Source organism: Streptomyces sp. MMG1533 (assembly GCF_001279775.1).
Classification (GTDB): Bacteria; Actinomycetota; Actinomycetes; order Streptomycetales; family Streptomycetaceae; genus Streptomyces.
In genome coordinates this window covers 46025-71065 of sequence record NZ_LGDG01000268.1, presented here as the reverse complement: position 1 = coordinate 71065, position 25041 = coordinate 46025, and the positions used below count along the sequence as shown (strand labels likewise).

At 72.2% G+C, this 25041-nt stretch carries 19 protein-coding genes; 15 read left to right on the top strand and 4 right to left on the bottom strand.

The annotated features are described in order from the left end of the window. Positions 1-168: 168 nt before the first annotated feature. Positions 169-1818 carry a M4 family metallopeptidase gene (locus ADK57_RS41100; protein WP_053754841.1) on the bottom strand — a complete coding sequence of 550 codons (1650 nt, stop codon included), beginning with the start codon at positions 1816-1818 and terminating at the stop codon, positions 169-171. Positions 1819-2040: 222 nt separating this feature from the next. Here ADK57_RS41100 and ADK57_RS41095 point away from each other — a divergent pair, with 222 nt between their 5' ends. After that, a complete protein-coding gene (locus tag ADK57_RS41095) occupies positions 2041-2523 on the top strand; it encodes a gamma-glutamylcyclotransferase family protein (protein WP_053754840.1) in 483 nt (160 codons plus the stop codon). A 122-nt stretch (positions 2524-2645) separates the two neighbouring features. Here the strand turns inward: ADK57_RS41095 and ADK57_RS41090 are convergent, their stop codons facing one another. Continuing rightward, entirely contained in the window at positions 2646-4697 is a 2052-nt protein-coding gene (locus ADK57_RS41090; RefSeq protein ID WP_053754839.1) for an alpha-galactosidase, read from the bottom strand. A 140-nt stretch (positions 4698-4837) separates the two neighbouring features. Between ADK57_RS41090 and ADK57_RS41085 the strand changes: the two genes are divergently transcribed. From ADK57_RS41085 to ADK57_RS41055, 7 genes are read left to right on the top strand one after another with little or no spacing between them, the layout of a single operon-like run. Further along, complete coding sequence (locus tag ADK57_RS41085) at positions 4838-5914, top strand: SCO3242 family prenyltransferase (RefSeq protein WP_053754838.1); 1077 nt, start codon at positions 4838-4840, stop codon at positions 5912-5914. Then, entirely contained in the window at positions 5911-6756 is an 846-nt protein-coding gene (locus ADK57_RS41080) for a sugar phosphate isomerase/epimerase family protein (RefSeq protein WP_053754837.1), read from the top strand. The genes ADK57_RS41085 and ADK57_RS41080 overlap by 4 nt, the downstream gene beginning before the upstream one ends. Positions 6757-6815: 59 nt before the next feature. Further along, positions 6816-7409: an EboA domain-containing protein gene (locus tag ADK57_RS41075; RefSeq protein ID WP_053754836.1), complete on the top strand. Its 594-nt coding sequence runs from the start codon at positions 6816-6818 to the stop codon at positions 7407-7409. Between the two features lie 2 nt (positions 7410-7411). Beyond that, complete coding sequence (locus tag ADK57_RS41070; RefSeq protein ID WP_053754835.1) at positions 7412-8266, top strand: TatD family hydrolase; 855 nt, start codon at positions 7412-7414, stop codon at positions 8264-8266. Positions 8267-8272: 6 nt separating this feature from the next. Then, entirely contained in the window at positions 8273-9430 is a 1158-nt protein-coding gene (gene eboE, locus ADK57_RS41065) for a metabolite traffic protein EboE (RefSeq protein WP_053754834.1), read from the top strand. Then, on the top strand, positions 9427-10839 hold the full coding sequence (locus tag ADK57_RS41060) for an alkaline phosphatase family protein (RefSeq protein ID WP_053754833.1): 1413 nt from the start codon (positions 9427-9429) through the stop codon (positions 10837-10839). The genes eboE and ADK57_RS41060 overlap by 4 nt, the downstream gene beginning before the upstream one ends. After that, entirely contained in the window at positions 10832-12022 is a 1191-nt protein-coding gene (locus ADK57_RS41055) for a cytochrome P450 (protein WP_053754832.1), read from the top strand. Before ADK57_RS41060 ends, ADK57_RS41055 begins: the two co-directional genes overlap by 8 nt. A gap of 45 nt (positions 12023-12067) precedes the next feature. Here ADK57_RS41055 and ADK57_RS41050 read toward each other — a convergent pair whose 3' ends face one another. Beyond that, entirely contained in the window at positions 12068-14230 is a 2163-nt protein-coding gene (locus tag ADK57_RS41050) for a molybdopterin oxidoreductase family protein (protein WP_053754831.1), read from the bottom strand. A gap of 394 nt (positions 14231-14624) precedes the next feature. Here ADK57_RS41050 and ADK57_RS41045 point away from each other — a divergent pair, with 394 nt between their 5' ends. Genes ADK57_RS41045 through ADK57_RS41035 form a run of 3 tightly spaced genes read left to right on the top strand, consistent with a single transcriptional unit; the run spans position 14625 to position 18249 of the window. Further along, positions 14625-16187 carry an amino acid adenylation domain-containing protein gene (locus ADK57_RS41045; RefSeq protein ID WP_053754830.1) on the top strand — a complete coding sequence of 521 codons (1563 nt, stop codon included), beginning with the start codon at positions 14625-14627 and terminating at the stop codon, positions 16185-16187. After that, positions 16184-17452 (top strand): hypothetical protein, encoded by a 1269-nt coding sequence (locus ADK57_RS41040; protein WP_053754829.1) that lies wholly within the window; start codon positions 16184-16186, stop codon positions 17450-17452. Before ADK57_RS41045 ends, ADK57_RS41040 begins: the two co-directional genes overlap by 4 nt. 29 nt (positions 17453-17481) lie before the next feature. Continuing rightward, on the top strand, positions 17482-18249 hold the full coding sequence (locus ADK57_RS41035; RefSeq protein ID WP_053754828.1) for an enoyl-CoA hydratase-related protein: 768 nt from the start codon (positions 17482-17484) through the stop codon (positions 18247-18249). On the opposite strand, the gene ADK57_RS41030 is transcribed toward ADK57_RS41035, so the two are convergent. After that, positions 18236-18922, bottom strand: coding sequence for a SanA/YdcF family protein (locus tag ADK57_RS41030; RefSeq protein ID WP_053754827.1), 687 nt, complete (start codon positions 18920-18922; stop codon positions 18236-18238). The two genes, ADK57_RS41035 and ADK57_RS41030, sit on opposite strands and share 14 nt — an antisense overlap. A gap of 317 nt (positions 18923-19239) precedes the next feature. Here ADK57_RS41030 and ADK57_RS41025 point away from each other — a divergent pair, with 317 nt between their 5' ends. The 4 genes from ADK57_RS41025 to dnaG all read left to right on the top strand — a co-directional run bounded on the left by ADK57_RS41025 (position 19240) and on the right by dnaG (position 24978). Next, positions 19240-20046 carry a sirohydrochlorin chelatase gene (locus ADK57_RS41025; RefSeq protein ID WP_053754856.1) on the top strand — a complete coding sequence of 269 codons (807 nt, stop codon included), beginning with the start codon at positions 19240-19242 and terminating at the stop codon, positions 20044-20046. A gap of 166 nt (positions 20047-20212) precedes the next feature. Then, a complete protein-coding gene (locus tag ADK57_RS41020; RefSeq protein ID WP_053754826.1) occupies positions 20213-21493 on the top strand; it encodes a deoxyguanosinetriphosphate triphosphohydrolase in 1281 nt (426 codons plus the stop codon). A 168-nt stretch (positions 21494-21661) separates the two neighbouring features. Continuing rightward, positions 21662-22927, top strand: coding sequence for an NAD(P)/FAD-dependent oxidoreductase (locus ADK57_RS41015; RefSeq protein ID WP_053754825.1), 1266 nt, complete (start codon positions 21662-21664; stop codon positions 22925-22927). Between the two features lie 149 nt (positions 22928-23076). Continuing rightward, positions 23077-24978 carry a DNA primase gene (dnaG, locus tag ADK57_RS41010; protein WP_053754824.1) on the top strand — a complete coding sequence of 634 codons (1902 nt, stop codon included), beginning with the start codon at positions 23077-23079 and terminating at the stop codon, positions 24976-24978. Positions 24979-25041: the final 63 nt, after the last annotated feature.

Below are 25041 nucleotides of genomic sequence, written 5' to 3'. Positions count from 1 at the left end.
CCGGGAGCAAGCTTCCCCCAAGCTGCGATGAACTCGGCGTCCGGCTGCCGCTTCATGGCCGCGGAAGCGATCGGGCTGCTCTCATCGCCGGGCTCTGAGCAACTCAAGCAAGGCAACGGCCGCCTCGGCCCGAAGAACCGAGGCGGCCACGTCAGGCGTCAGTCCAACTCACCCCACATCCACCGCACTCCAAGCCGCGGCCACCGCGCCGTACTCCGTGCTCCCCGCCCCGTACAGATCCTTCGCCGCGCTCAGCGTCGCGGTACGAGCAGCCGCGTAGTCCGTGGACGACGTCATGTAGACCGTCAGGGCCCGGTACCAGATCGCCCCCAGCTTGGCCCGGCCGATCCCCGTCACCGAAGAGCCGTCGCACGTGGGTGAGTTGTAGCTGACGCCGTTCACCGTCTTCGTGCCGCTGCCCTCCGCCAGCAGATACGCGAAGTGGTTGGCCACGCCGGAGGAGTAGTGGACGTCGAGGTCGCCCACGCCGGAGGTCCAGCAGTCCGCGGAGGCGCCGTCCTTGGAGGGCTTGTCCATGTAGCGCAGGGCGTCCCGTCCGAAGCCGGAGCGGACGATCTTCTCGCCGATCAGGTAGTCACCCGCATCGGACGTGTTGCCGGCGTAGAACTCCACCAGCGTGCCGAAGATGTCGGAGGTGGCCTCGTTCAGGCCGCCCGACTCGCCGGAGTACGTGAGTGCCGCCGTCTTCGACGTCACGCCGTGCGACATCTCGTGGCCCGCCACGTCCAGCGACACCAGCGGTCCGAGCTGCGTGCCGTCACCGTCCCCGTACGTCATGCAGAAGCAACTGTCGTCCCAGAAGGCGTTGTTGTACCGGGTGCCGTAGTGCACGCGGTTGTACGACCCCTTGCCGTCGCCCGCGATGCCGTTGCGGCCGTGGACGTTCTTGTAGTAGTCCCAGGTCACGTCCGTGCCGTACTGCGCGTCCACCGCCGCCGAGGCGCGGTCCGCGTCCGTGCCCGTGCCCCAGTGGTTGTCGGCGTCGGTGAAGACCGTCGAGGGGGCCCGGCTCAGGCAGATCGTCAGGACGCACAGGTCGTTCTGGTTCGCGGCGTCACCGGTGTACGTGTTCCCGCGCGTCGTGTCCTTCAGCTGGTACGTCGATCCCGACAGCGTCGTCTCCAGCGGAACCGTGCCGCCGTACAGGGACTTGCCGTCGCCCGACGCGGTCTCGATGGTGTCCCAGGCGTCGATCTGGGTGCCCGTGCCGGCGTCCGTCAGGATCGTCCGCGCGGTGGGGTTGCCGAGGGCGTCCTGCGCGACGGCGTTCGTCTGCCACGCCAGCTTCGGGGTGCCGTGCAGGGCGTCGACGACCAGCTCCGACTTGGCGGTGATCTTCCGCAGGGTCTCGCCGAGGTTGGCGGCGCGCAGCGCGTTCACCGCGAGGTCGGCGGCCTTGGGCGCGGACAGCTTCGGGGTGACGCTCGCGAGCGAGATCGCGTTCTTCGTGGCGAGGTTGGCGCTGCGGTAGCTGCCGTCGGGAGCCAGGTGGACCACGAAGTCGCCGCCGAGGACGGGCAGTTCGCGGTAGGTGCGGTCGTAGCGGACGTGCTGTGTGCCGTCCGCGTCCACCACGACGTCCCGGACGGTCGTGTCCTGTGCGTCGGTGAGACCCAGCGCCGCGGCCCGGTCCGCGAGCACCGACGCCGCGTTCTCGATCGCGGAGGCCCGGGTCGGCCGGTCGGCCGCGTCGGCGGCGGGGCTGAGTGCGGCGGCCAGCAGGGTGGCGGTGGTGGCGGCTGCGCCGGCGGTGGTGAGACGACGGGAACCTCGGACGTACGGCCGTATCCGGCTCATCGATCTCCTCGGGAAGGCGCCTGAGAGGGCGCGAATGCGTGCACGCGTGAAGGCGTGAAGGGGGCGCGCGGGACGGGGGGGCGCGGGACGTGGGGGTGCAACGGGACATGAGGTGGCGCGGGACGTGGGGGTTGCGCGGATCTTGACCAAGATTTAAGGCGCCCTGGCATGTCATGTCTATGGCGCAGATGCGCAGGTGTGTGAGGGGAGAGAATCGTTTTCGTGAGCGCCTCGAAACTGCCCTTCTTCGTCTACGGCACCCTCCGCCCCGGCGAGCCCAACCACGACCTCTTCCTGCGCGGACGTATCCGGTCCGAGGACCCGGGGCGGCTCACGGGCGCGGTGCTGTACGAGGGGCCCGGCTATCCGTACGCCGTGGAGGAGAGTGGGGAGGAGCGCGGGGGAGTGGTGTACGGCGAGGTCGTCACCGCACTGCCCGAGGCCTACGGGGAGTTGCTGGTCGAGTTGGACCGGCTGGAGGAGTACACGCCGGGGGATCCGCGCAGCCTCTACCTGCGCGTCGAGCGCGAGGTGACCCTCGACGACGACGACGACGACGACGGCGACGGTGGCGGCGGCAGCGGCGGCAGCAGCGGCGGGCGGAGCGTACGGGCCTGGGTGTACGTCGCCGCACCCTCCGTGGCCGCACGTCTGCGCGCCCGGGGGAAGCGCATCGGGAGCGGCGACTGGCTGGTGCGCGGCTGAGCCGACCCGCGTGGGCGAACGGCCGCCACCGGCTCGTGCGGAAGGCCGTCCGGCGCGCCTGTCCCTTCGTCGCCCCCCTGGCCGCCCCCGTAGCCGCGCCCCCCATGCCGCCGGCGCGTCGGCTACGTGAGTCTCACCAGCGCCATCGACGGGGCGTCGGCCAGCCGCACCCGCAGGCCGGCTCCGTTCCACTCGGCCGACGCCTCGCCCGCCGAGTGCAGGACCTCCACCCGTACGCCGTCCGCCCGCCCCGCCAAGCGCCGTACGGGAAGCACCTGTTCGGCCTCCCCGCCGCGGCGCCACACCGACACGTACGTCGCCCCCTGCACCGGCGCCCGCAACCCCAGCGCCACCCACGCGTCGGTCCACCCGGGCAGCCCGAGCGGCCAGAAGGGCACGGCCGACCGCAGATCCCCGCGGATCGCCTTGTACGTCCGCACCGCCTCCCGCACCAGCCCCAGCTGACGATCCGTCATGCGGTCGAGGTGCCCGGAGAGATGGATGCGTCCCGACATCGCCGTACCGACCGTGAAGGCGATCTCGGCATCGCTGAACTCCGGCTGCGGATACGCCCACACCGCCCCCTGCTCCGGCGGCACCACCGTCGGCGCGGCGGCCGCGATCGGCGGGTAGCCGACCGGATCCTGCTGGTCGGACGTGGACTGGAGCTGGGTGACCGACAGGGACGCGCCGTCCATGCGCATGCCGCCCGAAGCGCAGTTCTCGATCACCAGGTCCGGGTAGCGGTCCAGGACGGCTGAGATCCACGCCCGCCACGCCCGCGTGTGCTCCAGCAGGCCCGGTGCCGACGTCGTGATGTTGTAGTCCAGCTTCAGATATCCGACACCCCAGTCGCCGACGATCCGGTCGACCGTCTTGTCCAGGTGGGCGCGGGCCGCCGGATGGGTCAGGTCCAGTTGGTGGCGGCCCTGTTCGGTGACGCGGGTGCCGTCGTCGTGGCGCAGGAAGGCGGCGGACGGCAACTCGGCGGCCACCGAACTGCGTACGCCCACCACCTCCGGCTCCAGCCACAGCCCCGGCACCATCCCGCGCTCGCGGATCCGGTCCAGCACCACCCCGATGCCCCCGGGGAAGCGGCGCGCGGACGCCTGCCACGCGCCGACGCCGTCCCACCAGCCGCCGTCCGCCGTGTCGTCGTACCAGCCGGCGTCCACGCAGAAGTACTCCGCGCCCGCCCGAGCCGCCGCGTCGATCAGCGGCAGCAGTTTCTCGGTCGTCGGGTCGCCCATCAGCGTGTTCATGTAGTCGTTGAAGACGACCGGGAGGTGTTCGTGGTCCGGGTGCGGACGGCGGACCCGACGGCGGTACGACGTCAGCGCGGCCAGCGCCCCGTCGAAGCCGTCCCCCAGCGCCATCGCCGCGTACTCGGAGGCGAACTCCTCACCAGGACGCAGCACTTGGCGCCAGCCGTGGTCGTCGTACGTCGGACCGCCCAGTCCGACATACGTCCGCCTCGCCGGAGCCTCGCCCGCGTCCCACCCCCACCCGGCCGCCGACTCGACCTGCCACAGCCAGCACCGCCCGTCCGTACGGTCGGTGAGGGCGCCCATCGCCAGATGCCCGTCGGTCGGCCAGCTGCCCCGTCCGGTCAGCCGCAGGGCCGCCCGCGCGTCGTGCTCGTGGACGTGCCGGTTGACGTCCGGTACGGCGTCCCGTAGCGGCTCCGTGTACCAACGGCACTCGGCGAGCCAGTCGTTGCGTGCCCGGTGCGCGTCGAGGACGTCGGGGGAGGGCAGCCCGCCGAGCAGCAGGCTGCCGACGGCACGCACGGTCAGCGGCTCCGGTCCGTCGTTGCGCAGCCGGACCCGGGAGCGCAGCACCGGCACGTCGTCGGGCGAGGAGTACTCGGCGAAGGCGGTCAACCCGCTTGCCGGGTCGTGCAGTTCGACCGTGAGGCGGTGCCAGCCGTCGCCGTGGGCGGCGTGGTGGGCGCGGTACACGAGCCGGGGCCCGAGCGCCGTACCCCGAAAGCGCGGACCGGACCAGCCCGTGCCCGCGCCCGACAGGGTCACGTCGACGAGCGGGAGGTCTCCCGGCGGCGCCTCCGGATCCCCGGGCCGCGTCACCCGGAGCCTCGGCGCTCCGTCAGGCTCGAGGTCGAGGTCGACGGTGAGTGCGGAATGGCCCCAGCGGTGGCCGTGGATGTGCGTCATGGCCTCCTCTTCTGCCCGGACGGGGGGCCACCGCACCGTCATATCGCTGTTGCGCGCCTCACATTGCTGTTGCGCATGTCACACAGAACTTCCTCATTGCGCAGTATGAAAGTTCAACAAGTCTTCGCAATGATCGCGGCATGAAAGACCGGAAAGCGGTAACCCGAGCAGCGGATCTGGCGAGTCTCGTCCGCGCTCCGGCAGCCCTCAGCGTGCCCGGGGACGTCCTCGCGGGCGCGACGGCGGCCGGACGCCCCCTCGGTCTGCGGACGGCCGGAGTGATGGCCTCGTCCGTGTGCCTCTACTGGGCCGGCATGGCCCTCAACGACTACGCGGACGCCGCGGTCGACTCGGTGGAGCGGCCCGAACGGCCCATACCCTCCGGCCGGGTGCCGCGCCGGACCGCGCTGTCCGTCGCCACCGGACTGACCGCCGCCGGCCTCGGCCTCGCCACCCTCTCGGGCGGCCGGCGCGGCCTAGCCGCAGCGCTGCCGCTGACCGCCCTGGTGTGGGCGTACGACCTGAAGCTGAAGTCGACGCCGGCGGGACCGGCGGCCATGGCCGGGGCGCGGGCGCTGGACGTGCTGGCGGGGGCGGTGGCGGGCGGCGGGAAGGCGGCTTCGGCCGCATCCGGCGCAGGGACCGGCGGCGCATCCGGCGGATCGTTCGGCGGCGCATCCGGCGCATCCGGCGCACCGGCCGGTGCCGCCTCCGGTGGGGCCGCCGGTGCCACAGCCGGTGGGACCGTCGGCGCGCTCGGCCGCGCGGCCCTCCCCGCCCTGCTCACCGGTCTGCACACGTACACGCTCACCCTCCTCAGCCGCCACGAGATCTCCGGTGCCCCGGCGCGGCTGCCCGCGGCGACGCTCGCCGTCTCGTCGGCGACGGCGCTGGCCAGTGCCTGGCCCCTCGGACGGTCGACCCGATCGGCACCCCGCAGGACCGCGGCCGGTACCGCGGCAGGTACCGCGGCCGGCACCGCCGTCGCGGCCGCCGGAGCCCTCGCCTACCTGGGGACCTACGGCCGAGCCCAGGCGCTCGCCGTGCGCGACCCGCGCGGCGGCACCGTAAGGCGGGCGGTGGGGGCCGGCATCCTCGCCATGGTCCCCTTGCAGACGGCGCTGACCGCGCGGGCCGGCGCGCCGGGTGCCGCCGCCGTCCTCGGCGCCGTACATCCACTGGCGCTGCGGCTGGCCGGACGGGTGTCGCCGACATGAGCCTCAGATTCGGCTACGGCACCAACGGGTTCGCCCACCACCGGCTGACCGACCTGCTCGGCGTCCTCGCGGACCTGGGCTACGACGGCGTCGCGCTCACGCTCGACCACCACCACCTCGACCCCTACGCCGCGGACCTGGGCCGCCAGGTCGCCCTGACCGGCAAGCAGTTGGCGCGCCACGGTCTCACCGTCACCGTCGAGACCGGGGCGCCGTACTTCCTCGACGCCTGGGCCAAGCACGAGCCGACGCTGATGTCGACGGAGCCGGAGCGGCGGATCGACCTGCTGCGGCGCGCTGTGCGCATCGCGGCCGAACTGGGCTCGCCCACCGTGCACCTGTGCAGCGGAGCGGCTCCGGCCGGGGTGTCCGAGACGGCGGTGTGGCAGCGTCTCGCGGCGGGCGTCGGGGCGGTGCTGGAGACGGCCGAGGCGTACGGGGTCGCGCTGGCCTTCGAGCCGGAGCCGTACATGTTCGTCGACACGGTCGAACGGTGTCTGTGGCTGCGCCAACTCGTCGGCGGGCACGAGCTGTTCGGCATCACCCTGGACATCGGGCATGCCCACTGCGTGGAGGAGCCTCCGCTGCTGGAATGCGTGCGGCGGGCCGCGCGTCACCTGCTGAACGTGCAGATCGAGGACATGGTGCGCGGCGTCCACCGGCACCTGGAGTTCGGCGCGGGCGAGATCGACTTCCCGCCGGTGCTGGCGGCGCTCCAGGCGCTCGGCCACGAGGGTCTGGTGTCCGTCGAGATCCAGGGCGGTTCCCTGGACGCACCCGAGGTCGCCCGGCGCTCGATCGAGTTCCTGCGCGCGGCCGAGACCGGGTTACTCGCCTCGTGAGGCTTCCCGGCCTTCCCAAGGGTTCCTGAGCCCCCTCCACCCCACAGAGGTACGTGCCCATGCTCTCGCTCCCCCTCACCCCCGACGCCCGCGCCTGGCTCGACGCCGCCGTCGCCCGCGTGACCGCCGACCCCACGGCCGTCCGGGCCCTCTTCCCCGCCGTACGCCGCCACTGCGGACGAGAACCGCTGCCCGACGGCCGGACCGTCGACGAGGCGGCCCGCGCCCTGCTCCTGACCGCGCTGCCGCTGCGCGGCGAGGCCCTCGTCGAGGCGGTGGGAGCGCTTCACCGGTTCGGCGACCCCGCCGAACAGCGGGCCGTCCTCAAGGCGTTGCCGCTCCTCGACGACGAGGGCCGGTACCTGGACCTCGTACGGCAGGCCCTGCGGGGCAACGACACCACGCTGATCGAGGCGGCCCTCGGCCCGTACGCGGCCGCCCACCTCCCGGCGGACGAGTACCGGCAGGCCGTCCTGAAGTGCGTCTTCCACGAGATCCCGCTCGCCCGCGTGGCCGGCCTCGACGACCGCGCGGATGCCGAACTCGCCCGCATGCTCGCCGACTTCGCCGCCGAACGCAGCGCCGCCGACCGCCCCGTACCCCCGGACACAGGCCCCCTCATCAGCGCTTTCCTCCCCCATGGAGCCCTCTGACCATGCGCATTTTCGACCCCCACATCCACATGACGTCCCGCACCACCGACGACTACGAGGCGATGTACGCGGCCGGCGTCCGGGCCGTCGTCGAGCCCGCCTTCTGGCTCGGCCAGCCCCGCACCTCGCCCGAGTCCTTCTACGACTACTTCGACTCGCTGCTGGGCTGGGAGCCGTACCGCGCCGCCCAGTTCGGCATCCAGCACTTCTGCACGATCGCCCTCAACCCCAAGGAGGCCAACGACCCGCGCTGCCGCCCCGTCCTCGACGAACTGCCCCGCTACCTCGCCAAGGACCGGGTCGTCGCGGTCGGCGAGATCGGCTACGACTCGATGACCAAGGAGGAGGACGAGGCGCTGGCCGCGCAGCTCCGACTCGCCGTCGAGCACGGGCTGCCCGCCCTCGTCCACACCCCGCACCGCGACAAGGCGGCCGGGACCCGGCGCACGCTGGACGTCGTACGGGAGTCGGGGATCGCGCCCGAGCTCGTCGTCCTCGACCACCTCAATGAGCTCACCGTCTCCATGGTCCTCGACAGCGGCTGCTGGGCGGGCTTCTCGGTCTACCCGAAGACGAAGATGAGCGAGGACCGGATGGTCCGCATCCTCCAGCAGCACGGGACGGCCCGCGTCCTTGTCAACTCGGCCGCGGACTGGGGTCGTTCGGACCCCCTGAAGACGCGGAAGACGGCGGACGCGATGCTCGCCGCCGGGTTCGGCGAGGACGACGTCGACCTGGTGATGTGGCGCAACCCGGTCGCCTTCTACGGGCAGAGCGGCCGCCTCGACCTGGACGAAGCCAAGCCCGACGAGACGTCGAGCTTCGAGGGCAACTCCGTCAAACGCGGGGGAGAGTGAACCTCCGTGCGCTTCCGCCACCCCGACGGCACCCCCGTCCATCTCGCGTACTGCAGCAACGTCCACCAGGCGGAGGACCTGGACGGCGTCATCGGCCAGCTCTCCCTCTACGCCGAGCCCGTGCGTGAGCGTCTGGCCGTCGACCGCCTCGGTATCGGGCTGTGGCTGGCACGCCCCGCCGTCACCGAACTCGCCGCCGATGCCGACGCGTTGGCGAAACTCAAGGCCGAGCTGACCGCCCGCGGCCTGGAGACCGTCACCCTCAACGCCTTCCCGTACGAGGGATTCCACCGCGAGGTCGTCAAGAAGGACGTCTACCTTCCCGACTGGGCGGACGAGGCGCGGCTCGACTACACCATCGACTGCGCCCGCGTCCTCGCCGCCCTCCTCCCCGACGACGCCCGCCGGGGCAGCGTCTCCACCCTGCCGCTCGGCTGGCGCGCTCCGTGGCCCCGCGAGCGCTCCGACGCGGCCCGCCGCGCCCTGGACCGGCTGGCCATCGGGCTCTCCGGGCTCGAAGCGTGGACCGGCCGCCCCGTCCGGGTCGGGTTCGAGCCGGAACCGGGATGCGTCGTGGAGACCACCGAGCAGGCCGTACGGGAATTCGGCGAGCTGGACCACGAACACCTCGGGATCTGCCTGGACGCCTGCCATCTCGCCGTGCAGTTCGAGGAGCCGGACGAGGCGCTGCGGCGGCTGTCCGGGGCCGGACTGCCGGTCGTCAAACTCCAGGCGTCCTGCGCGGTGGAGGCACCCGACCCGGCGGCCCCGGACGCCCGTGCCGCACTGCGTGAACTCGCCGAGCGCAGGTTCCTGCACCAGACCCGAACGGCCGGCGCCGGCGGCGTGCGTGGGGCCGACGATCTGCCTCAGGCTCTGGACGGCACCCTCCCCGACGACACCGGCCCCTGGCGGGTGCACTTCCACGCCCCGCTGCACACCGACCCCGAGCCCCCGCTGCGCACCACCGCCGGACAGCTCACCACCGTGCTCGACGGCCTGCTCGGCGGTCCCACGGCGGCCTGCGACCACATCGAGGTCGAGACCTACACCTGGTCCGTGCTGCCCCGCCCGCCCGCGGACCTCACCGAGGGCATCGCCGCCGAACTCGCCTGGGCCAGGGACCGGTTGACCGCCCTCGGCCTCAAGGAGGACCACTCATGACCGAAACCCCCCACACGAACCGCCTGGTCGTCCTCGACATCGTCGGCCTCACCCCCACCCTGCTGAAACACATGCCCGCGGTCGCCGCCCTCGGCGACCGCGGCTTCCGGGCCCGGCTGGGCACCACCCTGCCCGCCGTGACCTGCACCGCCCAGTCCACCTTCCTCACCGGCGAACTCCCCTCCACCCACGGCGCGGTGGCCAACGGCTGGTACTTCCGCGACCTCGGCGACGTACTGCTGTGGCGCCAGCACAACGCCCTCGTCGGCGGCGAGAAGATCTGGGACGCCGCCCGCAAGGTCCGCCCCGGCTACAAGGTCGCCAACATCTGCTGGTGGTACGCCATGGGCGCGGACGTCGACTGGACGGTGACCCCGCGCCCCGTCTACTACTCCGACGGCCGCAAGGAACCCGACTGCTACACCTGGCCGCCGTCCCTGCACGACGAACTCACCGACCGGCTGGGCCCGTTCCCCCTGTTCACCTACTGGGGCCCGAACGCGGGCATGCCCTCCACCCAGTGGATCCTCGGCGCCGCCCGCCAGGTCTTCGACGAGCACGACCCCGACCTGACCCTCGTCTACATCCCGCAGATGGACTACGAGCCGCAGCGCTCCGGACCGGACTCGGCGGCCACCGCCCGCGCCGCCCGCCGACTCGACGACGCACTGCGCCCGTTGATCGACCACTTCCTCGACGCCGGCGCCACGGTCGTGGCGCTCAGCGAGTACGGCATCACCCCGGTCTCCCGGCCCGTCGACATCAACCGCGCCCTGCGCCGCGCCGGGCTCCTGGAGGTCCACACCCAGGACGGCATGGAGTACCTGGACCCCTGGACCTCGCGCGCCTTCGCCGTCGCCGACCACCAGATCGCGCACGTGTACGTGCGCGATCCGCGGGACGAGGCCGAGGTCGCCAAGATCCTCGGCGAACTCGACGGCGTCGACCAGGTCCTGGACGCGGCGGGCAAGGCGGAGCACGGCCTGGACCACGAGCGTTCGGGAGAGCTGGTCGCGGTCGCCGAGTCCGACGCGTGGTTCACGTACTACTACTGGCTGGACGACGACCGCGCCCCCGACTTCGCCCGCCAGGTCGAGATCCACCGCAAGCCCGGCTACGACCCGGCCGAGCTGCTGTACGACGAGACGGTCCCGGCGGTGAAGCTGCGCGCCGTGGGCCAGGTCGCCCGCAAGAAGCTCGGCTTCCGCTACCGGCTCCGTACCGTCCCGCTCGACCCGTCCGGCGTACGCGGCAGCCACGGCCGCCTGCCCGACGACCCCGAACACGGCCCCGTACTGCTGTGCTCGCGACCGGAGCACGGCCGCGACGCGATCCTCGCGACCGACGTCAAGAGCCTGCTGCTGACGCTCGCCGGACTGCCCTCGACAGGAGACGCCGACCATGTCTGAGACCGTGTTCCCCGCGCTGCCCATGCGGCGCACCACCCTGCTCGACCCGCCCCCCGAATACGCTGAGCTGCGCGAGCGGAGCCCGATCAGCCGGATCGCCCTGTGGGGTGGCAACACCCCGTGGCTGGTCACACGGCACGAGGAGGCCCGCGCAGTCCTGGCGGACGCCCGCTTCAGCTCCGAGAACGTCCGCGAGGGCTTCCCCGGCCTCCAGCCGACCCCGCCGCCGCGCTCTCCCGGCCAGCTCTTCGCCATGGACCCGCCCGACCACACGCGGCTGCGCCGGATGCTCATCCCCGACTTCACCTTCCGCCGCGTCGAGGAACTGCGTCCGGCGATCCGGCACCTCACCGACCGGCTCATCGACGACCTGGCGGCCAAGGGGCCGACCGCCGATCTGGTGGAGCACTTCACCCTTCCCCTGCCGCTGCTCGTCATCTGCGAACTCCTCGGAGTGCCCTACGCGGAGCGGGAGTTCATCCATCGGCACGCCGCCGCGTTCGCCACCGTGAGCGCCGGGCCCGAAGCGATGCGGGCGGGCTGGGCCGCGCTGTTCGGCTACCTCAGCGAACTGCTCGCCGCCAAGACCGCCGATCCCGGCGACGACCTGCTGAGCCGGCTCGCGACCGAACGCGTGGCCACCGGCGAGGCGTCCGCCGCGGAGGCGGCCGGGATGGCGGTGATGCTGCTCATCGCCGGCCACGAAACGACGGCGAGCATGCTGTCGCTCGGCGTGGTGACGTTGCTGTCCCACCCGGAGCAACTGGCCGCACTGCGGGCGGATCCGGAACTGGTGCCGGGAGCCGTCGAGGAACTGCTGCGTCATCTCACCGTCGTACACATCGGGATACGGCGCATCGCCACCGAGGACGTGGAGCTCGGCGGCGTCACCGTACGGGCCGGTGAAGGAGTCGTCGTCGCGCTCCAGGCAGCCAACCGGGACCCCCGCGTCTTCCCCTATCCGGACGCCTTCGACATCACCCGGGACGCCCAGCAGCACCTGACCTTCAGCCACGGCCTGCACCACTGCCTCGGACAGTCCCTCGCCCGCGCCGAACTCCAGATCGCGCTGCCCGCCCTGTTCCACAGGCTGCCCGAACTGCGGCTGACGGCTCCGGCCGAGGTGCACGCCCTGGAGGGACGCGCCGTCCACGGCGTCCGCACCCTCCCCGTCACCTGGTGAGGCGAAGGCCGCGGAGACGTTCCTGACGGCCGTGGGACAGGATTCCTAGCTCTCGACCGCCTCGACCGCCTCGACCCGCACCGCGCACGCCTTGAACTCCGGCATCCGCGAGGTCGGGTCGAGGGCCGGGTTGGTCAGGGTGTTGGCGCGGCCCTCGCCGGGCCAGTGGAAGGGCATGAAGACGGTGTCCGGACGGATCGTGGTCGTGATCCGGGCCGGTGCCACCGCCCGGCCGCGCCGGGAGACCACGGCCACCGGATCGCCCTCGGCCGCGCCCAGCCGCTCCGCCAGCCGCGGGTGCAGCTCCACGAACGGGCCGGGTGCGGCGGTGTTCAGCTCGTCGACGCGGCGGGTCTGGGCGCCGGACTGGTACTGCGCCACGACCCGGCCGGTCGTCAGCAGTACGGGATAGTCGTCGTCGGGTTCCTCCGCGATCGCCCGGTGCGAGACGGGGACGAACCGGGCCCGGCCGTCCGGGGTGGCGAAGCGGTCGAGGAAGAGGCGCGGGGTGCCGGGGTGCACAGCGCCGGCGGTGTCGTCGTCCTGCGCCGGGTCGTCGTCTGCGCGGGCATCCAGGCAGGCGTCCTCGGACTCGTCGACGTCCGCCGCCGGGCACGGCCAGAACACGCCGTTCTCCTCCGCCAGCCGCCGGTAGGTGATCCCGGAGTAGTCCGCCGGGCCGCCCGCGCTGGCCCGGCGCAGCTCCTCGAAGACCTCCTCGGGGTCGGTCGGGAAGCCCTTCTCCACGCCGAGCCGGGCGGCCAGCTCGTGCATGACCTCCAGGTCGCTGCGGATGCCCTCGGGCGGGGTGATCGCCCGCTTGCGCAACAGCACCCTGCCCTCCAGGTTGGTCATGGTGCCCGTCTCCTCCGCCCACTGCGTGACCGGCAGGACGACGTCCGCGAGGGCCGCCGTCTCCGACAGCACGACATCGCACACCGCGAGGAAGTCCAGCGACTTGATGCGCTCCTCGATGTGCGCGGCACGCGGCGCCGACACCACCGGGTTCGACGCCATCAGCAGCAGCGACTTGATGTCCGTACCCAGTGCGTCCAGCAGCTCGTAGGCGCTGCGCCCCGGCCCGGGGAGGCTGTCGGGGTCCACGCCCCACACCTCGGCGACATGCCGTCGCGCCGCGGGGTCGTCCAGCTTGCGGTAGCCGGGCAGCTGGTCGGCCTTCTGGCCGTGCTCGCGTCCGCCCTGTCCGTTGCCCTGCCCGGTCAGGCAGCCGTAGCCGGACAGCGGTCGCCCCGCGCGGCCGGTCGCCAGGCACAGGTTGATCCAGGCGCCCACGGTGTCGGTGCCCTTGGACTGCTGCTCGGGCCCGCGGGCGGTGAGCACCATCGCGGACTCCGGCTCGCAGAACATGCGTACCGTCTCACGGAGTTGCGGAACGGACACCCCCGTGATCCGTTCCACGTACTCCGGCCAGTGCGCCATCGCCGCGGCCCGTGCCTCGTCCCAGCCGGCGGTCCGCTCGCGGACGTACTCCTCGTCGACCCGCCCCTCGGCGACGACCAGGTGCAACAACCCGAGCGCCAGCGCCAGGTCCGTCCCCGGCCTGGGCGCCAGGTGCAGATCGGCCTGCTCGGCGGTCTTCGTGCGGCGCGGGTCGATGACGATCAGCGTGCCGCCGTTCTCCCGCAGTTCGTTGAAGAACCTCAGGGACGGGGGCATCGTCTCCGCGAGGTTGGACCCCACGAGGATGACGCAGCCCGTCTTGGGGATGTCCTCCAGCGGGAAGGGCAGCCCGCGGTCCAGCCCGAAGGCCTTGATTCCGGCGGCAGCCGCGGACGACATGCAGAAGCGGCCGTTGTAGTCGATCTGCGAGGTGCCGAGCACCACGCGCGCGAACTTGCCGAGCGTGTACGCCTTCTCGTTCGTCAGTCCGCCCCCGCCGAAGACCCCGCACGCGTCCGGACCATGCTCCGTGCGCGTGCGGGACAGCCCCTCGGCGATCCGGTCCAGTGCCTCGTCCCAGGAGGCGGGCACCAGCGTGCCCTCGGAGCGCACCAACGGGGAGGTCAGCCGCACCCGGGACGAGAGCACCGCCGGCGCGGTACGGCCCTTGCCGCACAGCGCGCCCCGGTTCACCGGGAAATCCGCGCGCTCGCTCACTTCGACGGTCCCGTCCGGGGTGGCCGTCAGGTTCATCCCGCACTGCAGGGCGCAGTACGGGCAGTGCGTGGGCGTCGCGGAGTTCTGCATGCCTCTCAGCGTGCTTCGGCCGTGTTACGCGGACGGGGGCTCCCTGTTACGCGCCCGACACGGCGACCTCCCCGCCGCCGGCCCGCCGCCGTGAGGCGCACGTCCGTCCAGGCCACGAGGCGCATGCCTGCCCACCACTCAGTCGCCGCCGGGCGATACGGAAGTTGCCGCTGTTGTGGAAAACGCCACATGTGGCGCGTTCCGTTCCGTGATTGGCCGATCACGCCTCGTTGAGAGTTGGAAGACCCGGACCGCAGACTGGCTTCCGCGCGCGACTCCGCACGGCGTTCGACACCCGGGCATGCCCGCCGCTCATCCCGGCTGCATCCACACGAGGCTCCGCCGCGTGTGGCAAACCGTCACTCGAAACAGCCAGCCAGGAGGTCCCCCGACCATGCTCCTGCGCCATTTGACCCCACGTGACCAGCGCCTCTTCCGGCAGTACGGCCACGGCCCCACCGTCGCCGTCCCGGACCCCCTGGTCCACCACGCCGTGGAACGGCAGGCGGCGACCGCCCCGCACGCGGTCGCCGCCGAGCACCTGGGCGCGACGATCACCTACGGCGAGCTCAACCGTTACGCCGACGCCCTCGCCACCCGCCTCGTCCAAGAGGGCGTGCGCCCCGGCGACCACGTCGGACTCTTCGTCCGCCGTTCGATCCCGATGATCGTCGGCCTGCTCGGCATCCTGAAGGCGGGCGCCGCCTACGTCCCGCAGGACATCGCCATGGCGCCCCCGGCCCAGCTCCTCCACGTCGTCCGCACGGCCCGCACCCGCGTGGTCCTCACCCTCGCGGAACACGCCCACCGTGTGCCGCTGCCGGACGGCCACCGCACGATCGCGCTCGACGAACCGCTGCCGTACGTACCCGGCCCCCGCCGTCCCGCCGGAGGCGAGCCCCGGGCCCCACGCCCGCACGTCCGCCCCGACGACGGCTGCTACGTCCTGTTCACCTCCGGCACCACCGGCCGCCCCAACGGCGTGAAGGTCACCCACCGCAACGTCGCCAACCTCCTCCTCACCCAGCCGGGCGGCCTCGGTATCCGCCCCGGCGACCGCGTGGCCCAGCTCCTCAACATCGCCTTCGACATGGCGGCCTGGGAGATCCTCGGCTGCCTCGCCCACGGCGGCACCCTCGTCATCCGCGGCAAGGACATCGCGGCTGCGGCCCGCACCGCCACCGTGCTGATCGCCACCCCGACCGTGCTGTCCGGCATCGACCCCGCCGCCTGCCCGCGCGTCCGCACGGTCGCCGTCGCCGGCGAGCCCTGCCCGGGCCCGCTCGCCGACCGCTGGGCCCGCCGGGCGGCCTTCTTCAACTGCTGCGGCCCCACCGAGACGACGATCGTCAACACCATGCGCCGCCACGACCCGGCCGACCCGCTGCTGACCATCGGCCGCCCCACCCCCAACAACACGGTCTACGTCCTCGACGCCGACCGCAGACCCCTCCCCGTCGGCGAGGTCGGCGAGATGTGGGCGGGCGGCGACTGCGTCTCGGCCGGCTACCTCGGCAACGACGAACTGAACGCCGAGCGCTACGCCCCCGACCCCTTCCTCGGCGGCGACCACCGTATGTTCCGCACCCGTGACCTGGGCCGTTGGACCCCCGACGGCGAACTCGAACACCTCGGCCGCACCGACGACCAGGTCAAGGTGCGCGGCTTCCGCGTCGAACTCGACTCCGTCTCCTCGGTACTGGAGTCCGTCGAGGGCTGCGTGCGCGCGGTGACCCTGAAACGGGACGCACGGAACCTGGTCTCCTTCGTCAGCCCGGCGCACGTCGACCCGGACGCGGCCCGCCGCGCGGTCGCCGACGCCCTGCCCTACTACTGCGTGCCCTCGGACGTCCTGCCGATCGCCGTCTTCCCCGAGACCGACCGCGGCAAGATCGACAAACCGGCGCTGCTGCGGCTGGCCGAGGAACGGACGGCTCTTCAGGAGGTGGCCCGATGACGACCTCACTCGACCGGGAGGCCGTCGAGGCCGTCGAGCTGCCCCCACTCCTCCCCGCCGCCCGCCGCCTGCTCAAGCACCCGCGCCTGATGCACCACAACCGCCTGGCGGGGCTGGTGATCCTCGCCAACCTGGTGTTCCTGTACGCCGGTTGGCCGCTGTCGACGCCGACCTTGGGCCACGCCTCGATCGCCAACCTCGCCCTCGCGATCGTGGTCCGCCAGCAGTACGTCATCAACCTCTTCTTCCGGCTGGCCACTTGGCCGTCACCCGGTTGGCCGCTGCGGATCCGCTGGACGCTGGGCAAGGTCTACCACTTCGGCGGACTGCACGTGGGCGGGGCGCTGGCAGGTGCGGGGTGGTTCCTGGCGCTGGCGGTCTCGGTCACGTCGCAGGGTACGAACACCGCGCTGACTGCGGTGAGTTGGGCCCTGGTGGCCCTCCTGGCCGTCATCGTCGCCACCGCCCTGCCCCCCTTCCGCTCCCGCCATCACGACCACTTCGAGAAGATCCACCGCTTCGGCGGCTGGACGGCCCTCGCCCTCTTCTGGACGCACACCCTGCTGTCCACCCCGGGGCCGGTCCCGCTCACGGTCCTCGCGGTCGTCACCTTCAGCGTCGCCCTGCCCTGGCTGCGGCTGCGCAAGGTCGACGTGCGCGTCGAACGCCCCTCGTCACATGTGGCCCTGGCCCGCTTCGACCACGGCGAGACCCCCTTCGCCGGCTCCTCCACGGCGGTCAGCCGCAGCCCGCTGAAGGAGTGGCACTCCTTCGCCAACGTCCCGTCCCCCGGCGAGCCCGGCTTCCGGCTCACCATCTCCCGGGCCGGCGACTGGACGGGCTCGTTCATCGACGACATGCCGTCCCGGGTGTGGGTGAAGGGCATCACCACGGCCGGGGTCGCCAACATCGAGACACTCTTCACGAAGGTCGTCTACGTGGCGACCGGCAGCGGCATCGGCCCCTGCCTGCCCCACCTCCTCGCCGCCGAGGTCCCCTCCCGCCTGGTCTGGGCGACCCGCGACCCCCGCACCACCTACGGCGACGCCCTCGTCGACGAGATCCTCGCCGTCCAGCCGCACGCCCTCGTCTGGGACACCTCCCGCGACGGCAAGCCCGACATGGTGCGCCTCGCCTACGAGGCCTACCGCGACTTCGGGGCCGAGGCGGTGATCTGCATCTCCAACAAGAAGCTCACCTGGCAGGTGGTGCACGGACTGGAGCGGCGCGGGATTCCGGCCTACGGCGCGATCTGGGACTCGTGACTTTGCGACTTTGCGCTCTGGAGGCGAACATGAACAACCTCAAGCTCGAACGCCACGGCCGCGTGGTGACCGTACGTCTGCACCGCCCGCACGTCCTCAACGCCCTCAGCGGCGAGCTCCTTGCCGAACTCCTCTCCGCTCTCGACCCGTTGGACGCGGACCCCGAGGTCGGCTGCTTCGTCGTCACCGGCTCGGAGAAGGTCTTCGCGGCCGGCGCCGACATCAAGGAGATGGCGTCGAAGACGGCCGTGGAGATGGCCGCGGAGGACTACTTCGCCGCCTGGGAGCACTTCGCGGACCTCCGCACCCCGAAGATCGCCGCCGTCAACGGGCATGCCCTGGGCGGCGGTTGCGAACTGGCGATGATGTGCGACCTGGTGATCGCGGGGGAGTCGGCGGTCTTCGGGCAACCGGAGATCAAGCTGGGCGTGATCCCCGGCATCGGCGGCACCCAGCGACTGACCCGCCTGGTGGGCCGGGCCAAGGCGATGGACCTGGTCCTCACCGGCCGCACGATGGACGCCCGCGAGGCGGAGGCATCCGGTCTGGTCTCCCGCGTCGTCCCCGACGACCGGGTCCTGCCCGAGGCCCTCGAAGCGGCGGCGACCGTCGCCTCGTACAGCCGTACGGCGGTCGGCGCGGCCCGCGAGTGCGTCGACCGCGCCCTGGAGACCGGCCTGCGGGACGGCGTCCGCTTCGAACGGCGGGTGTTCCACGCCCTGTTCGCGACCGAGGACCAGAAGGAGGGAATGGCCGCGTTCCTGGAGAAACGCGCCCCGCGCTTCACCGGCCGCTAGCGAGCGCCTGGGTGACCCCCGGTTCCCTCGGCCCGAGGAACCGGGGATCCGGCTCGAACACCGCGTCCAGGGCCGCCTTCCCCGCCGCGAAGATCTCCCGGGCGCCCCCGTAGTACCAGGTCACGTCGTGCTTGGCGTCGACCCCGACGCCGTACGACGTGACCCCCGCCGCCTGGCACAGCGCCACCGCCCGCCGGATGTGGAAGCCCTGGCTGATCAGCACGGCCCGGTCGACGCCGAAGATCTTCTTCGCGCGGACGCAGGAGTCCCAGGTGTCGAAGCCCGCGTAGTCGCTGACGATCCGCGCGTCGGGCACGCCGTGCTTCGTGAGATACGTGCGCATCGCGTCCGGCTCGTCGTAGTCCTCGCGACTGTTGTCGCCGGTGACCAGGACGACCTCGATCCGGTTCTCGCGGTACAGCCGCGCCGCCGCGTCCAGCCGGTGGGCCAGATACGGCGACGGCTCCCCGGCCCACAGACCGGCGCCGAACACGACGGCGACCTCGGTGCGCGGGACGTCCGCCGCGGTGCGCAGCCGGTCGCCCGTCACGGCGTACATCCAGGTCACGGGCAGCAACGCCAGCACGCACCCGGCCATCACGGCCTGCACCAGCCGCCGCTGCCCGGCACGGGTGCGCGGCAGGCGCGGTCTGCGCGGCTTGGGCAGTCGCATCGCAGGGCCCCTCCCCGGTCGGCTTTCGACAGTCAGAGACGTCCTGTAAGGCCCCCCGGTTCGCCGCCACCCCTGTGACCAGTTTCACGTCGACCGGTGAATCCGCAGGTCACAACACCTCACAGACCCCCTGCACCCCACCGTGAACCCCCTGAAAACACCCGTCATTCCCGTGCAACGGGGCGGCAACCTCCCGCCGCCACCATCGGTTCATGACGGCGACGAGCAAGTCGAACGTTCCTCGTGAGAAGACCACGCCCCTCCCCATCGGAGCCCCGCCGCTCCCGGGGGCCGACCTCGACAGTACGGCGCACATCATGAACCGGATCAGCAGCCAGCTCGCCACCCAGCTCAGCCTCGTCTCGCTCGACGGCCGCCGGCGCCCCGAGCCGCCCGCGCTCGTCCTGGTCGCCCACGGCAGCCGCGACCCGCGCACGCTGAGCACGGTCCACACCCTCGTCGAGCGCGTCCGCGAGCTGCGTCCCGGCCTGCCCGTGCGCCTCGGCCACATCGAGCTGAACGAGCCGCTGCTCCCCGACACGCTCGCCTCCCTCGGCACCGGCGACGCCGTGCTCGTACCGCTGCTCCTCAGCCGCGGCTACCACGTCAAGCGCGACATCCCCGAGATGGCGGCCGCCGGCCCGGCCCGCACCCGCGTGGCCGCCCCGCTCGGCCCGCACCCCCTCCTCGTGGAGACCCTGCACGCCCGCCTCGTCGAGGCCGGCTGGCGCAACCGCATGGACGAGACCACCCGCCGCTCCAGCGCGGTCGTCCTCGCCGCGGCCGGCTCCCGAGACCCCCAGGCGGCAGTGGACACGGGCCGCACGGCCCACCTCCTGTCGGAACGCCTGGGCGTCCCGGTGGTCCCGGCCTACGCCTCGGCAGCCAAACCGACGGTCGACACGGCCGTCCGCGCCCTCGCAGCCCGAGGCCGCCACCGGGTGGCCGTCGCCTCCTACTTCACGGCCCCGGGTCTCTTCGCCACCCAGTGCGCGGAAAAAGCCCCCTGGATAGCCTCGGCCCCCCTCGGCACCCACCCGGCCATGGCCCGCCTGGTCCTGCACCGCTACGACCAGTCCCTGGCAACGGCGACGGCCACGGAACCGGCGTTGGCCTCGGCATAGCAACGCCGAGTGGGGCCGACACCCTCAGGGGCGCGGGGCCGTATCGATTTGCGGTTCCGCCGCGTGGGCGCGACCAGCCACAGCGCACCCGCACCCGCCACACGACAGGTCCTGGCATACGCGTAGGCACACCCCGATTGTCACTACCTGCGCTTACTGTCGAGACATGGAAGGCAACAACCACATCCCGCCCGCCGGCTACGACCCGACGTCAGTCGAACGCTGGGCGGTAGAGCCGGACAAACGCCCCGGCCGCACCGCCTTCCAACGCGATCGAGCCCGCGTACTCCATTCCTCCGCCCTGAGAAGACTCGCCGGCAAGACCCAAGTGGTGACGCCCGGCACCCGCAACCAGGCCTGGGACGCCAGCCCCCGCACCCGCCTCACCCACTCCCTGGAGTGCGCCCAGGTGGGCCGAGAGCTGGGCGCAGCCCTCGGTTGCGACCCCGACCTGGTAGAGGCCGCCTGCCTCTCCCACGACCTCGGCCACCCCCCGTTCGGCCACAACGGCGAACAGGCCCTCAACGAATTCGCCGAGGACTGCGGCGGCTTCGAGGGCAACGCCCAGTCGCTGAGGCTCCTGACGCGCATCGAGCCCAAGCGCTTCGTCGGCGAAGGCTCCGTCGGCCTCAACCTCACCCGAGCCACCCTCGACGCCGCCACCAAGTACCCCTGGCCCCGAGGCGCCCACCCCACCGACCCGAAGTCCTCGAAGTTCGGTGTCTACGACGACGACCGTCCCGTCTTCGACTGGGTCCGCAAGGGCGCCTCCGGCACCCGCACCACCTTCGAGGCCCAGGTCATGGACTGGTCCGACGACGTGGCGTACTCCGTGCACGACGTCGAGGACGGCCTGCACGCAGGACACGTCGACCCCAACTGCCTGCACGCCGAGCCGGAACGCCAGGCGGTCTTCGCCGTCGCCATCGGCCGGTACGTCCCCGAGGACACCGACCCCGCCGAGCTCGCCGAGGCTCTCGACCGTCTCCAGGACCAGGAGTGGTGGCCGCACGGCTACGACGGCTCGGCCGTCGCCCAGGCCCGCCTCAAGGACGCCACCAGCCAGCTCATCGGCCGCTTCTGCCTCGCCGCCGAGGCCGCCACGCGCGCGGCGTACGGCGGCGGCCGGCTGACGAGGTACGGCGCCGAACTCGTCGTACCGCACGAGACCCGGCTGGAGTGCGCGGTCCTCAAGGCGGTCGCCGACCGGTACGTCATGCAGCGCGCCGAACAGGAGAGACTCCGCGCCGACCAGCGCATCGTGGTCGCCGAGCTGGCCCAGGCGCTCACCGTCCGCGCGCCGGACGGCCTGGACCCCCAGTTCCGCGCCCTGTTCGACCGGGCACCCGACGACCGCGCCCGCAAGCGGGTGATCGTCGACCAGATCGCGTCCCTCACCGACGCCTCGGCCCGTTCGCTTCACGCCCACCTGACGGAGCACCTGTGAGCCGGCTGAGTGACCAGTGACGTGAAACGAGCCCGAATGTGACACTCCGTGGCCTGAACGGTCCACTCCCTCTTCCCGCATCACGCTGCGTGCGGGACGCTCGCATGTGGCGGCACCCGCAGTGTTTTCCGGGGGACATCCCCCGGACCCCCTGGCAGGAGGCATCAAGTGGTCGACGCGGATCAGACATTCGTCATCGTCGGAGGCGGTCTCGCCGGTGCGAAGGCGGCCGAGACGCTCCGAGCGGAGGGCTTCACCGGCCGCGTGATACTGATCTGCGACGAACGCGACCACCCGTACGAGCGCCCTCCCCTCTCCAAGGGCTACCTCCTCGGCAAGGAGGAACGCGACAGCGTCTTCGTACACGAACCGGCCTGGTACGCGCGCAACGACATCGAGCTGCACCTCGGCCAGACCGTCGACGCCGTCGACCGCACCGCGAAGACGGTCCGCTTCGGCGAGGACGGCACCGTCGTCCGCTACGACAAGCTGCTCCTGGCCACCGGCGCCGAGCCACGCCGCCTCGACATCCCGGGCACCAACCTCGCGGGCGTCCACCACCTGCGGCGCCTCGCCCACGCCGAGCGCCTCAAGGGCGTCCTGGCCGCCCTGGGCCGGGACAACGGCCACATCGTGATCGCCGGCGCCGGCTGGATCGGTCTGGAGGTCGCGGCGGCGGCCCGCGAGTACGGCGCCGAGGTCACCGTCGTCGAGCCCGAGCCGACCCCGCTGCACGGCGTCCTCGGCCCCGAGCTCGGCAACCTCTTCGCCGAACTGCACCGCGAGCACGGCGTCCGCTTCCACTTCGGCGCCCGGCTGACCGAGATCGTCGGCCAGGACGGCGTGGTCCTCGCGGCCCGCACCGACGACGGCGAGGAGCACCCCGCGCACGACGTCCTCGCGGCGGTCGGCGCGGCCCCCCGCACCGCCCTCGCCGTGGCCGCGGGCCTGGAGATCGCCGAGCGCGCGCACGGCGGCGGCGTCATGGTCGACGAACAGCTGCGCACCTCCGACCCCGACATCCACGCGGCCGGCGACGTGGCCTCCTTCCACCACGCCCTCTACGACACCCGGCTGCGCGTCGAACACTGGGCGAACGCGCTCAACGGCGGTCCGGCGGCGGCCCGCGCGATGCTCGGCCACGACCTCGCCTACGACCGTGTGCCCTACTTCTTCTCCGACCAGTACGACATGGGAATGGAGTACAGCGGCTGGGCACCCCCGGGGTCGTACGACGAAGTGGTGATCCGGGGGGACGCGGGAAAGCGTGAGTTCATCGCGTTCTGGGTGAAGCGGGGGAGGGTGCTGGCCGGGATGAACGTGAACGTGTGGGACGTCACAGAGCCCATCCAGCAGCTGATTCGTACCAAGGCTCAGGTGGACACCGAGGCGCTTGCGGACCCGCACGTTCCGCTGGACAGCCTGGCCTCGTGACCTGACGAAGGCGATCGACTGTCACACCGCACCCTTGCTGCGATTCCCGGGGCGCCGTATCCCACGCCGCTGCGCGGCGGGCCGGCCCCCGGCCGAGGGGCGGCCCGCCGCGCCCCATGAGTGTCAGTTCTGCCCCGTAGAATCACCTCGTGGCAGGACGGATCAACGACGAGGACGTGAAGGCGGTACGGGACGCGGTCCCGATCGACGCCGTGGTGTCCGAGTACCTCCAGCTGCGCAACGCGGGCGGCGGAAACCTCAAGGGGCTGTGCCCCTTCCACGACGAGAAGTCGCCGTCCTTCCAGGTCAGCCCGAGCAAGGGACTCTTCCACTGCTTCGGCTGCCAGGAGGGCGGCGACACCATCACGTTCGTGATGAAGGTCGACCACCTCTCCTTCTCCGAGTCGGTCGAGCGCCTCGCCGCCCAGGCCGGCATCACCCTGCGCTACGAGGAGGGCGGGTACAACCCCTCCCACCAGCGCGGCGAGCGGATCCGCCTGGTCGAGGCCCACAAGGTCGCCGCCCAGTGGTACGTGGAGCAGCTGGCCACCAGCCCCGAGGCCGACACCGGGCGCAAGTTCCTCGCCGAGCGCGGCTTCGACCAGGCCGCCGCGGAGCACTTCTCCGTCGGCTACAGCCCCCAGGGCTGGGACCACCTCACCCGCTATCTCCGGGGCAAGGGCTTCTCCGACAAGGAGCTCCTCCTCTCCGGCCTCTCCCAGGAGGGCCGCCGCGGTCCCATCGACCGCTTCCGCGGCCGCCTGATGTGGCCGATCCGCGACATCGGCGGCGAGGTCGTCGGCTTCGGCGCACGGAAGCTGTACGAGGCGGACAACGGCCCCAAATACCTCAACACGCCCGACACCGCGATCTACCGGAAGTCCCAGGTCCTGTACGGCATCGACCTGGCGAAGAAGGACATCGCCAAGTCGAGCCGCGCGGTCGTGGTCGAGGGCTACACCGACGTCATGGCCTGCCACCTCGCCGGTGTCACCACCGCCATCGCGACCTGCGGTACGGCCTTCGGCGGCGACCACATCAAGATCCTCCGCCGCCTCCTCATGGACAACGGCTCGGCCCGCGTGATCTTCACCTTCGACGGCGACGCGGCCGGCCAGAAGGCCGCCCTGCGCGCCTTCGAGGACGACCAGAAGTTCGCCGCCGAGACGTACATCGCGATCGCCCCCGACAACATGGACCCCTGCGAGCTGCGCCTCGCCAAGGGCGACGAGGCGGTCGCCGACCTGGTCGAACCCCGCACGCCGCTCTTCGAGTTCGCGCTGCGCCAGATCGTCGTCCGCTACGACCTGGACACCCCGGCGGGCCGCGCGGCGGCGCTGGACGAGGCCGCCCCCATCGTCGCCCGCATCAAGAACAGCGGTGCCCAGCACGAGGTCGCCGTGCAGCTCGCCGGCATGCTCGGCATCCTCGACACGCAGTTCGTCGTCAAGCGGGTCGCCCAGCTGGCCCGTTGGGCCCGCGACCGCGGCGGCCAGGGCCCGGCCCCGCAGCGGGGCCGCGGGCAGCAGTACGACGCCCCGTCCCGGCCCGTCGTGTCAGGGCCGGCGCTCAACCTCCGCAACCCCGTCTACGCCACCGAGCGCGAGCTCCTCAAACTCGCCCTCCAGCGCCCCGAGTTGGTCTCACCGGCCTTCGACGCGTACGGCGTCGACGAGTTCACCGCCCCGCCCTACGCGGCCGTACGCCAGGCCGTCATGGACGCGGGCGGCGCCGAGTACGGCACACAGGACCCGCAGGAGTACCTGGTCCGGGTCCGTGACGCGGCCCCGGACGACACCGTGCGCGCCATGGTCACGGAACTCGCGGTCGAGGCGATCATGCGCAAGACGGTCGACGAGAACTACGCGGGCGAACAGCTCGTGACCGTACGCCGCAGGGCCGTGGCCCGCCGTATCCCCGACCTCCAGAGCGCCCTGACCCGGCTCGGCCAGCACGGGGACCCGGCCCAGGTCGCCGCCATCCAGAACGAGATGATGATTCTCACGCGGTACGACAGAGCACTCCAGGAGCAGGGCCCCGCGGCACTCTGAGGCCGGACGGCGAACGTCACGGTAACCACCCGGTCACGGACCGGACTCAAAAAGTCCCCGCAC

Bases quoted from the DNA above. Each gene is read 5' to 3' on its own strand.
- ADK57_RS41100 (WP_053754841.1), bottom strand. From the start codon at position 1,818: ATGAGCCGGATACGGCCGTACGTCCGAGGTTCCCGTCGTCTCACCACC.
- ADK57_RS41090 (WP_053754839.1), bottom strand. From the start codon at position 4,697: ATGACGCACATCCACGGCCACCGCTGGGGCCATTCCGCACTCACCGTC.
- ADK57_RS41085 (WP_053754838.1), top strand. From the start codon at position 4,838: ATGAAAGACCGGAAAGCGGTAACCCGAGCAGCGGATCTGGCGAGTCTC.
- ADK57_RS41080 (WP_053754837.1), top strand. From the start codon at position 5,911: ATGAGCCTCAGATTCGGCTACGGCACCAACGGGTTCGCCCACCACCGG.
- ADK57_RS41075 (WP_053754836.1), top strand. From the start codon at position 6,816: ATGCTCTCGCTCCCCCTCACCCCCGACGCCCGCGCCTGGCTCGACGCC.
- ADK57_RS41070 (WP_053754835.1), top strand. From the start codon at position 7,412: ATGCGCATTTTCGACCCCCACATCCACATGACGTCCCGCACCACCGAC.
- ADK57_RS41060 (WP_053754833.1), top strand. From the start codon at position 9,427: ATGACCGAAACCCCCCACACGAACCGCCTGGTCGTCCTCGACATCGTC.
- ADK57_RS41055 (WP_053754832.1), top strand. From the start codon at position 10,832: ATGTCTGAGACCGTGTTCCCCGCGCTGCCCATGCGGCGCACCACCCTG.
- ADK57_RS41050 (WP_053754831.1), bottom strand. From the start codon at position 14,230: ATGCAGAACTCCGCGACGCCCACGCACTGCCCGTACTGCGCCCTGCAG.
- ADK57_RS41045 (WP_053754830.1), top strand. From the start codon at position 14,625: ATGCTCCTGCGCCATTTGACCCCACGTGACCAGCGCCTCTTCCGGCAG.
- ADK57_RS41040 (WP_053754829.1), top strand. From the start codon at position 16,184: ATGACGACCTCACTCGACCGGGAGGCCGTCGAGGCCGTCGAGCTGCCC.
- ADK57_RS41035 (WP_053754828.1), top strand. From the start codon at position 17,482: ATGAACAACCTCAAGCTCGAACGCCACGGCCGCGTGGTGACCGTACGT.
- ADK57_RS41030 (WP_053754827.1), bottom strand. From the start codon at position 18,922: ATGCGACTGCCCAAGCCGCGCAGACCGCGCCTGCCGCGCACCCGTGCC.
- ADK57_RS41025 (WP_053754856.1), top strand. From the start codon at position 19,240: ATGAACCGGATCAGCAGCCAGCTCGCCACCCAGCTCAGCCTCGTCTCG.
- ADK57_RS41020 (WP_053754826.1), top strand. From the start codon at position 20,213: ATGGAAGGCAACAACCACATCCCGCCCGCCGGCTACGACCCGACGTCA.